Source organism: Nesterenkonia massiliensis, assembly GCF_000455245.1.
GTDB lineage: Bacteria > Actinomycetota > Actinomycetes > Actinomycetales > Micrococcaceae > Nesterenkonia > Nesterenkonia rhizosphaerae.
In genome coordinates, this window is sequence record NZ_HG005167.1 from 339,321 (window position 1) to 348,664 (window position 9,344).

At 61.3% G+C, this 9,344-nt stretch carries 9 protein-coding genes; 4 read left to right on the forward strand and 5 right to left on the reverse strand.

Going from position 1 to position 9,344, the window contains the following annotated elements:
• The 4 genes from TX78_RS14310 to TX78_RS07110 form a co-directional block, all read right to left on the reverse strand.
• On the reverse strand, positions 1–574 hold a 574-nt coding region (locus TX78_RS14310; RefSeq protein WP_044495016.1), incomplete at its 3' end, for a GTPase.
• 130 nt (positions 575–704) lie between these two features.
• Positions 705–962 carry a 50S ribosomal protein L27 gene (rpmA, locus tag TX78_RS07100; RefSeq protein WP_044494906.1) on the reverse strand — a complete coding sequence of 86 codons (258 nt, stop codon included), beginning with the start codon at positions 960–962 and terminating at the stop codon, positions 705–707.
• A 59-nt stretch (positions 963–1,021) separates the two neighbouring features.
• Positions 1,022–1,330 carry a 50S ribosomal protein L21 gene (rplU, locus tag TX78_RS07105; protein WP_044494908.1) on the reverse strand — a complete coding sequence of 103 codons (309 nt, stop codon included), beginning with the start codon at positions 1,328–1,330 and terminating at the stop codon, positions 1,022–1,024.
• Between the two features lie 181 nt (positions 1,331–1,511).
• Positions 1,512–4,385 carry an Rne/Rng family ribonuclease gene (locus tag TX78_RS07110; protein WP_407635383.1) on the reverse strand — a complete coding sequence of 958 codons (2,874 nt, stop codon included), beginning with the start codon at positions 4,383–4,385 and terminating at the stop codon, positions 1,512–1,514.
• Between the two features lie 408 nt (positions 4,386–4,793).
• Here TX78_RS07110 and TX78_RS07115 point away from each other — a divergent pair, with 408 nt between their 5' ends.
• Positions 4,794–5,450 carry a vitamin K epoxide reductase family protein gene (locus TX78_RS07115; RefSeq protein ID WP_044494912.1) on the forward strand — a complete coding sequence of 219 codons (657 nt, stop codon included), beginning with the start codon at positions 4,794–4,796 and terminating at the stop codon, positions 5,448–5,450.
• A gap of 38 nt (positions 5,451–5,488) precedes the next feature.
• Here the strand turns inward: TX78_RS07115 and TX78_RS07120 are convergent, their stop codons facing one another.
• Positions 5,489–6,226 (reverse strand): lipoate--protein ligase family protein, encoded by a 738-nt coding sequence (locus tag TX78_RS07120; protein ID WP_044494913.1) that lies wholly within the window; start codon positions 6,224–6,226, stop codon positions 5,489–5,491.
• 359 nt (positions 6,227–6,585) lie between these two features.
• Between TX78_RS07120 and TX78_RS07125 the strand changes: the two genes are divergently transcribed.
• From TX78_RS07125 to TX78_RS07135, 3 genes are all read left to right on the forward strand, one after another.
• Positions 6,586–7,356: a hypothetical protein gene (locus tag TX78_RS07125; protein ID WP_044494916.1), complete on the forward strand. Its 771-nt coding sequence runs from the start codon at positions 6,586–6,588 to the stop codon at positions 7,354–7,356.
• A 338-nt stretch (positions 7,357–7,694) separates the two neighbouring features.
• Positions 7,695–8,201, forward strand: coding sequence for a hypothetical protein (locus TX78_RS07130; RefSeq protein WP_147640440.1), 507 nt, complete (start codon positions 7,695–7,697; stop codon positions 8,199–8,201).
• A gap of 65 nt (positions 8,202–8,266) precedes the next feature.
• Positions 8,267–9,100, forward strand: a complete 834-nt coding sequence (locus TX78_RS07135) for a hypothetical protein (protein ID WP_044494919.1) — start codon at positions 8,267–8,269, stop codon at positions 9,098–9,100.
• Positions 9,101–9,344 lie beyond the last annotated feature (244 nt).

A 9,344-nucleotide genomic window follows, 5' to 3' on the forward strand; every position in this document is an offset into this window, starting at 1 on the left:
TGAATGGGTAGTCGGCAATCTTGGGGCGGGCCGCTGAGAGCGCGGCGATCAGGCTTGATTTACCGGCTGAGGGGAAGCCCACCAGAGCAATATCCGCCACTGATTTGAGCTCCAGGACCACTTCGGCTTCTTCGCCGGGGATGCCCAGCAGGGCGAAACCAGGGGCTTTGCGCTTCTTGGAGGCTAATGCGGCATTGCCGAGTCCGCCCTGTCCACCTTCAGCGATGCGGGCACGCGCGCCGGCTCCGACCAGGTCTGCCAGGACGTTGCCCTCTTTGTCTTTAATGACGGTGCCGTCGGGGACCGGCAGTTCGAGGGTCTGCCCCTTATGGCCGTTCCGGTGGCCACCCTGGCCGACGCCACCGTTTTCAGCTTTGCGGTGGGGCCGGTGGTGGTAGTCCAGCAGTGTGGTGGTCTGCGGGTCGACTACGAGGTCGATATGGCCGCCGTCGCCGCCGTCGCCTCCATCAGGTCCGCCCAGCGGCTTGAACTTCTCGCGGTGGACGGAGATGCAGCCGTGGCCTCCGCTGCCGGCGGTGGCGTGCAGCACCACGCGGTCGACGAAATGTGCCATGAATCTGCTCCTGACGGTTGGGGTGGTGGTGTTCTTAGTCTAGAGACGACTCAAGGGCGGGCCCATATCGGGCCCACCCTTGAGAAGTTAAGACGTTTGGGGTGTCTTAGATATCAGCCAAGGCCCGTGATTACTGGGCGGCTGGGACGATGTTGACGACCTTGCGGCCGCGGCGGCTGCCGAACTCAACAGCACCGTCGGCGAGGGCGAAGAGGGTGTCATCGCCGCCGCGGCCAACGTTGGTGCCGGGGTGGAACTTGGTGCCGCGCTGGCGGATGAGGATCTCACCGGCGGAGACGTTCTGGCCGCCGAAGCGCTTCACGCCGAGGCGCTGTGCGTTGGAGTCGCGACCGTTGCGAGTGGAGCTCGCACCTTTCTTATGTGCCATGGCTTATGCCTGCCTCTCGAAGGACTGGAATTCTTATCGGGTTGAGCTTATCGCTCAGGTCAGGCGATGGAGGTCACCTTGACGCGGGTCAGCTCAGAACGGTGACCCTGGCGCTTCTTGTAGCCGGTCTTGTTCTTGTACTTCTGGATGACAATCTTCTTACCGCGAAGGTTCTCCAGAACTTCGGCCTGGACCTTCACCTTGGCGAGGTCATCGGCACCGGTGGTGACCTTGTCCCCGTCCACCAGCATCACTGCCGGCAGCTCGATGGTGCTGCCTGCCTCGGCCGGGACGCGGTCAAGGGTCACGAGGTCTCCAACGGAAACCTTCTCCTGGCGGCCGCCTGCGCGGACAATCGCGTACACCACTTGGGACTCACTTCTCTCGTTGAACTTGCTTGGGACATTTCGCGCCGTCTCTCACCGGTTGAAGCAACCAGCGGTGTCAGCGCAGAAAAGACTGTGGGTGCCATTTGACACCAGGGGTCTATATTACGCGAACGACTTCGCCGGGGCAACATGAGCGCCCCGGCGCGTCGTACGCAGGTGATCAGCCTCGGCCGATCTCCTCAGCTTTCACTCCCACACCGAGCATCACTGGCTCGCTGGCAGGCTTGGGCTTCTCCGCATCGGGCTGAGCCGCCTTGGCGGAGAAGGTCACCTCCGCGCCGGAGGCCTCCGACTGCACCTGGTGAACTTCGCCACCAGCTCCCTGGGCAGAACCAGCAGCACGACGACGCCGCATGGGGCGGGCCGGGCGCTCACTGCTCTGCCGGGAGGCCAACGCCTGATCCAGGGAGTCCAGGCTCACTGGCTGCTGGGCTTCGACGGCTGCCTTGGGTTCAGCCGTACCGCGCGGGACCTCAATGGGTTCACCAGCGATGGTCAGCACGGCCTTGGACTCAGCCTCGTCTTGCTTGCCCTGCGGCTCCTGCTGTTCTTGGTGCTCAGCGGCATTGCGTCCGGACCGTCCGCGCTCAGAACGCTCACGGCCCCGTCCACGGCCGCGAGAGCGTCCTTCGCGGCCCTGCTTTCCGCTGCCGGAGTGCTGGACCTCCCCCGCAGTCTCAGCTGCTGCATCATCCCCGGCTTGTCCGGAGTCCACGCTGTGCTCGGAATCAGCGGACTCTGCGTCCTCGGCCTTGGTGGTGGCCGCAGCGACCTGGGCCAGACCCTGACGGGCCTTCTCCAGTTTCTGCAGATCCGGCTGTTCGGATTCGTTGCTGCTGGGGGCGGCGTCGTCGTTCTTCCGGCCCTTCTTGCGGCGCTTCTTATTGCTCTTGGCCTGACGCAGTTCACCGTCGGCGGTGTAAGCCGGGCGGTTCTCCACTGGCTCGCCGTGGGTGATGATGCCGCGGCCAGCGCAGTGCTCACAGGTCTCGGAGAAGACTTCCAGCAGACCGGTGCCCATGCGTTTGCGGGTCATCTGCACCAAGCCCAGGCTGGTGACTTCGGCCACCTGGTGCTTGGTGCGGTCACGGCCGAGGCATTCGACCATGCGGCGCAGCACCAGGTCCCGGTTGGATTCTAAGACCATGTCGATGAAGTCGATAACGATAATGCCGCCGATATCGCGCAGCCGCAGCTGACGGACGATCTCCTCAGCCGCTTCCAGGTTGTTCCGGGTGACGGTCTCTTCCAGGTTGCCGCCGGAGCCGGTGAATTTTCCGGTGTTGACGTCAACTACGGTCATCGCCTCGGTGCGGTCAAAGACCAAGGAGCCGCCGGATGGCAGGTTGACCTTGCGGTCCAGTGCTTTGTGCAGCTGCTCATCGATCCGGTGGTGGGCGAAGATATCGCCCTGCTCGTCCTCGTCCCACTGGTGGAGGCGGTCCAGCAAGTGCGGGGCCACATAGGTGACGTAGGCCTCGATGTTGTCCCAGGTCTCTTCACCCTGGACTTCCATGGAGGAGAAGTCCTCGTTGAAGACGTCACGGACCACCTTGATGGTCAGATCCGGCTCAGCGTAGAGCAGCTCCGGTGCCAGAACCTTCTTGCTGTCAGCCTGGCCCTGGATGGTTTCCCAGAGTGCGCGCAGCCGGTTGATGTCGTTGGTGAGTTCCTCCTCGGAGGCACCCTCGGCGGCGGTGCGGACAATGACGCCGGCGTTATCCGGCATCTGCTCTTTGAGGATCTTCTTCAGCCGAGCCCGCTCGGTGTCGGGGAGCTTGCGCGAGATTCCGGTCATGGAGCCGCCGGGCACGAAGACCAGGTAGCGTCCGGGCAGCGAAACCTGGCTGGTCAGGCGCGCACCCTTGTGCCCCACCGGGTCCTTGGTGACCTGGACCAGGACGGAGTCTCCGGATTTCAGAGCGTTTTCGATTTTGCGCGGGGCGTTGCCGATATTGGCGGCATCCCAGTCCACTTCACCGGCGTAGAGCACAGCGTTGCGGCCGCGTCCGATGTCCACGAAGGCTGCCTCCATGGAGGGCAGCACGTTCTGCACCTTGCCCAGGTAGACGTTGCCGATCAGGGAATCCTGGGTGGTGTGTGAGACATAGTGCTCAGCCAGCACGCCGTCTTCGAGCACGCCGATCTGGATGCGCTCACCACGCTGGCGGACGATCATCTTCCGGTCCACGGATTCACGGCGGGCCAGGAACTCGGCCTCGGTGATGATCTGACGGCGGCGGCCGCCCTCACGGGAGGCACGACGGCGCTGGCGCTTGGCTTCTAAGCGGGTGGAGCCCTTCACGCCGGTGACTTTGGCAGGGGCGTTGTCGCTGGTCTCACGGCCGGAACGGATCCGGGTGACGGTGTGACCGTCCTCGGATTCCTCTTCGATCTCCATATCCGCAGTGCCGCGACGACGACGTCGCTTCTTGCGGATGACCTGCTCTTCGCCGTCCTTCTCGGAGGCTGGTTCAGAATCCGAGCTTGCGGAATCCGCCTCAGGGGTCTCAGCCTCGGAGTCTTCGCTGCCCTCGGCCTTCTCCTGCTGCGCCTTGGGGGCTGCAGTTTTAGGTGCGGAGCCCTTCTCCTGGCGCTGGCTCTCCTCTGCGGAGTCCTTGTTGTCGTTGGTGCGATCGGAGCTGGTGTCCTGGTCGTTCTCGCTCTTATTGCGGTTGCGTCCACCACGGCGGCGCTTGCGACGGTTGCGCCGCCCGGAGGAGGATTCCTGCTCGTCCTCGCCCTCGTCGTCGTTCCAGTCCTCGTCAGAGTCCTCCGGCTCTTCCTCTGGAGCTGGCTGGCGGGTTCTCGCAGGCTTGATGGTGGAGAGGTCCGGTGCCTGGAACATCACGTCGACGACGTCGTCGACCACTGGCTCGGAGGGAACCTCTTCAGGATCTGGGGTGGCGTCGGATCCGGGGAAGCCTGGGATAGGCGCACTGAAGGGGTTGAAGATCTCGTGGAAGTTTGTGGGTTCAGCTGATGCTTCCGCCGGACGGTCCGCGGATGTGTCTGTCTCGGTCATATGGGTGATGTGCTCCTGCCATCGTCCTGCCGCTGCCACACTCAGCGGAGCCGATGACTTCTCGTGTGAAGTTTTTCTTCCCAGCCGTCTTTACCGGGCGCTGCCCCTCTATCTGAGCGCGCTCTTCGCGGTGCTGACGGCCGTCACTCGCGTACAGAACAATGTCCGGCTGCGTCTGTGGCGGCATCTTCATTGGTTGGACCGTGCGGACCTTGAAGGATCCGGGTTTCTCCCGGTCCCGGTCCACGACGGGTGCCTGCCCTACTTATTGTGCAGTTTTCGCTGTTCTTGCGTGTGAAAGCCTTCTCGAGCGGCAGGTGTGGTCTGCCTTCTCGTGCTTCTCAGTATGGCACACGCTTATGTTGCAGGCAGATTGCACAGAGCGTTCGAATTTGAGCAACTGCGTACCATGGACATATGTCTTCCCAGCTTTCCGCGCCGAGTGACCAGGCACTGGAGTACGACGACGCCCCTGTGGCTGCCGCTGACTCCGGGCGTGTCGCTTTGGGGCGCCGGACTATTGGTCTCTGGCTGCTGATCACCGGTCTGGTGGGGGCCGTGGCCAGTTTCCTGCTGCTGTATGAACGTGTGCAGCTGTGGCAGGACCCGAATCACACCACTGCTTGCGATATCAACCCTTGGGTGTCCTGTGGGCAGGTCATGGGGTCCTGGCAGGCCTCCACGTTCGGCTTCCCGAATATCTTCATCGGCGTGGTGGGTTTCCCGGTGCTGGTGGCGGTGGCGGTCAGCGTTCTCGCCGTCGCTCGGTTCCCCCGATGGTACTGGCTGGGGCTGCAGGCCGGAGCGGTTTTTGCCTTCGGCTTCTGTATCTGGCTCTGGGCCAATGCTGTTTATGTGATCGGAGTGCTGTGCCCGTATTGCATGGTGGTGTGGGCTGCGGTGATCCCGTTCTTTGTGGCAACCACTGCCCGGAACATCATCCACGGAGTAATTCCGGCATCAGCACGGGTGAAGCGGATCGCTTCTGAGTGGTGGTGGGTTGCGGTGGTCGTGATCTATCTGCTGGTTTTTGCTTCTATTCTGGAGCGCTTCTCCTACGCCTTTACCGGCTGATGCCGGTTTAACCGCGGGGCGAGTCTTTTGCCGCGTGGTCAGCCCAGCGCTGGAAGCTGGCGAATCGGCTGCAGGTCCCAGTGCTCGGCGTAGACCTCTAGTACAGCGTGTTCTACCTGGTCTGCTGTGATGCCGGAGTTGAGGTCCGTGGCGGCTCCTCCGGTGAGTGGATCCCAGGGCAGCTCCATCGCGGAATAGGCTTCACTGAGGACCCGGCGGATGGCGGCGCCGTCTTCTACGACGATTGAACTGGAGAAAAGCCATCCGGTGGCGATTTGTCGCTGGGCGGTGCCGATGAGTTTGACGCGGATGTCCTGCTCGGTGGGGTGAACGCCGTGGACGGAGTGATCGCCGTAGCAGTATTCGTGCGGGATGGGCCCAAGCCGGGCGTCTACGCCGGCTCGAGTGAGGGCTTCGGCGAAGAGTTCCCCGAAGGCTTGGAAGCGTGCTTGGGATTCGCGGATGGGATCCGGATCCGGCTCAATGTGGTCGATGACAAGGGAGCCCGGGTGGTAGGCGGCGGCCCGACCTCCGGCGCGGCGTATGAGGGGTTCGAAGCCGAGGTCTCGGCAGGCTTGCCGGGCGGCGTCGAATCCTGGGAGGCGGGCATCGCGTTGTCCGAAGGCGACAGTTGGTTCGGGCCGGTAGATGCGCAGCATCGGTTGTGTGCGGCCTGTCCGAGTTCCGGCGAGCAGCTCCAGGGCAAGATCGAGATCCTGCTCGGCCCCCAAAGATTCTCTCTGCCGGTAAAGAAGGAGCTCTCGCTGTCTATTCATTCAACTTTCTTTCAGTGCTAAAGCCCCAAAGGGAGGCTCTTCATGCCTTACCAAGGTTCTCATGATCTGAGCAGGTGGGGTACTGCCAGGCAAGCTAGGCGTGGCGCTTTAGGCACTTGCGTATCGCGGTGGCGGGGTCAGGGTGTTCGCCCGTGGATGGTGTGAACCGAGACCCGGTGGTCGACGATGCAAGCATCGTCATGGGCTCACGAGTAGGTCACGGAACACCAAGGGCGTCAGCGCCAAGGAAGCTGAGGCCTCTAGCGCGCCGGATAGTCGGTAGTCGAGCTAGCTGGACGTCAAGCACCGGCAAGTCTGCCTCCAGCAGGTGAGCCTGAGGGACGCCATAAGCTTGGCTCATGCTCTTCACCGCATCATCCCCGGCACCAGAGATAATCCAGATTACTGTCGGCGACAGCGGGGGAGATTGGTGGCCGGCATTTGCCGGTGCCTTGGTTGGCGGTCTATTTGCACTGGCGGGATCACTTCTTGCACAGCTCGTCGCGAACCGAAATGCCAAAGGACTGCAGGCGAAAGCCCACGCAGACGCTGCAGAGCTACAGAAAGCGGAAGCCGCCGATGCGCAAACACTTCAGCGCAGTACCGAACTTGCGAGGTACTGTGACTGCCTTCTTCAAACACTCCGTGATGCTGAGAACGTCGATCCTGTTGATGTTCAGCACAGTGACTGGGATTTTGGTTACCGGCACGAAAGGTTCCGCGAGGATTATCACCGGTATGCGGCACGCATTCTTATGTGGTCCGAAGACAAGACCATGGTGAGGGACTCTCTGGACCGCCTACATGACACCCTCACTTTGGATGCTGTGAGTACTGCCCAGGCTGGGGCTGTAGCTGACCTAAAGGCGCTGGACCATAGTTCGCTAAACCCGTTCGCTGACAGGGTTAGAGAAGCCCTCCTGCAGTGCCTTGGTCAAGTGCGCACGATTCTCATAGGTCTGCCTACTGGCGATGAAGCAGCTCACTGTGAGGCGCTAGATGTAGCCGTTGTTGAGTTCATGAAGTTCGTGGCCGATGAAGTCTCAAAGTACGAAACAACGTCCGTCATGTTCTTCGTCCCCATGAGTAGTCACCAGGAGGTTCTGCGTGACGACTCAGGTACTCCCTGACTGCGGTTGTCGGGTCGGTGTGCTCGCCGGTGGTGGTGTGCGGTGCGAGCCCGGTGAGGGGCGGTATTGGTGGTCGACCGCGAGCAGCGGGGTGACGGGTTGGCCGTCCATGGAGTCTGTGCCGTGGGCGACGAGTAGGTCACTGACGATGAGGGGCCCAGGGTGGGGCCGCCGTTGGTTTTGATGGTGTCGCTGAGCCGGTAGTGCGTCCAGTCCCGGGATACCCGGTCTCGTGGGTCACAGGGGTGGCGGTGATGGTGGCGTTCTATACGTAGCACACTGTGCACGCGCTCGGGGATCTATAGGCGGACGGAGGGAGCGAGCTAGTATCTCGATTTATGGAATCGGAACTTCTTGGCACGTCTTTAGATGTGACTGTAGGTGCAGACATGCACGCCGCAGTTGGGCGAGTAGTGATACATGGGGCCTACGTTGAGAACACGATTGGACGCCTCTGCCACGCCATCTATGCGAACGACGACGAACAAGTCCGCAAGAATGCTTGGAAGAAGAACTTGGCGGCGAGACGGGACTTGGCCAAAGATCTGGTACGTGTCTCCGGCACTTACACCGGTGAAGCCGAGAACGCAGTGCTGGCTTTGCTAGAAGAATCAGCAGACTTGTCCGTCAAACGAAATTCCCTCGTTCACGGTGTCATCTCCAAGGGCATCGACGGAGAATATTGCCTGGTGGACTCCCGCGCATCCACGGTAATCCCGGCGTCTGTGGAGTATGTGAATCATATTGGCGATAGGTTCGGCGCAGTCTGGGACTCGCTCGATCATTGGGTCAGCGAACTAGAATTGCGGCTTTGGTTTGAACAGCGCACTGGCACCCGGTTATAGATCGTCCATTCAGTCCGTCTCTCGTAATATTTGGATCGAGCACGTAACGCCATTCACCATAAAGCATGACTTCGGACGATCTGACGCCCGGGGCGATCGCCAGAAGAGCAGCTGACTATCGCATCGTGCATCTTGCGCATGGTTTTTCTGTGACCGCGATGCTGCACCCGAGCTTACCGCTGCATAAGTTCGCGCTGGATCTGACAGGGAGCAGTACCCAAGGAGATACGCCACTGTACGTCGACGGTCCGGGAGATACGGATCTCGAGTTCTCCGCCAAAGAGGTCCTGACAGCGCTCACACGGGTGGAGGACAGGGTCGCCACAGACCTGTTGAGCGCAGGCTCCTTGGCGGCCGGTCTGCACATCGGCGACGCCATCGAGAAAGGAGGATACAGAGATTTTGACAACCCATTGCTCGAATTCGCACGGCACTACAGAAACGCCTGCGCACACGGCGGAGACTGGGATATACGCGAGAACAAAAAGTATGGTTGGAATCCAGCTATCCTTCGGGACTTGGAACTGTCTCCTGACCTCCACGGCAAGCGGGCCGTGTGGGGCACGGTAACGCCTTACCTGCATCTCATATTTCTTGACGAGATCCGAGCGCACTTTGACACCATGGCACTACAGCGTGCGCTGAGGTCTACCTGGGAAACCAAGAACACCGGTGCATCAGGCGACACCGAGCAGTTGCTGATGCAGAACCTTTGTTCGCAGGGAGTGAGTGGCATCGACTCGCTACTCTTAGAGCAACTGTCGAGACAGCTGGACCTTGGCGACCGACCTCAACCTGTTGTGAACCCGGTAGTTTACGAACCCGTTCGGAACCCGCACGGCACTCTCACTAGACATCCGGCGACGCGCACTTATACTCGCAGTTCACCATCTGTCTAGGTCGCGAACTTATCCTCGCGGGACCTCAGGACAGCGGACCGTGCCTCAGATCTGCTGCGCACCCAGCGCAACAGTCTTTAGAAGTGCCAGTCCTCTACAGACTCACCGCCTATATGCGCTCTGCCTAGTCGGCATAGCCAATGAGATGCGCCTCGAGCTGCCCGGCCTCATGTCCGGCGAGGTGTCCCTCACGGCGACCATGGGAAAACGCGATCCGGTAGATGTCCTGCTCGGCACGGGTGTG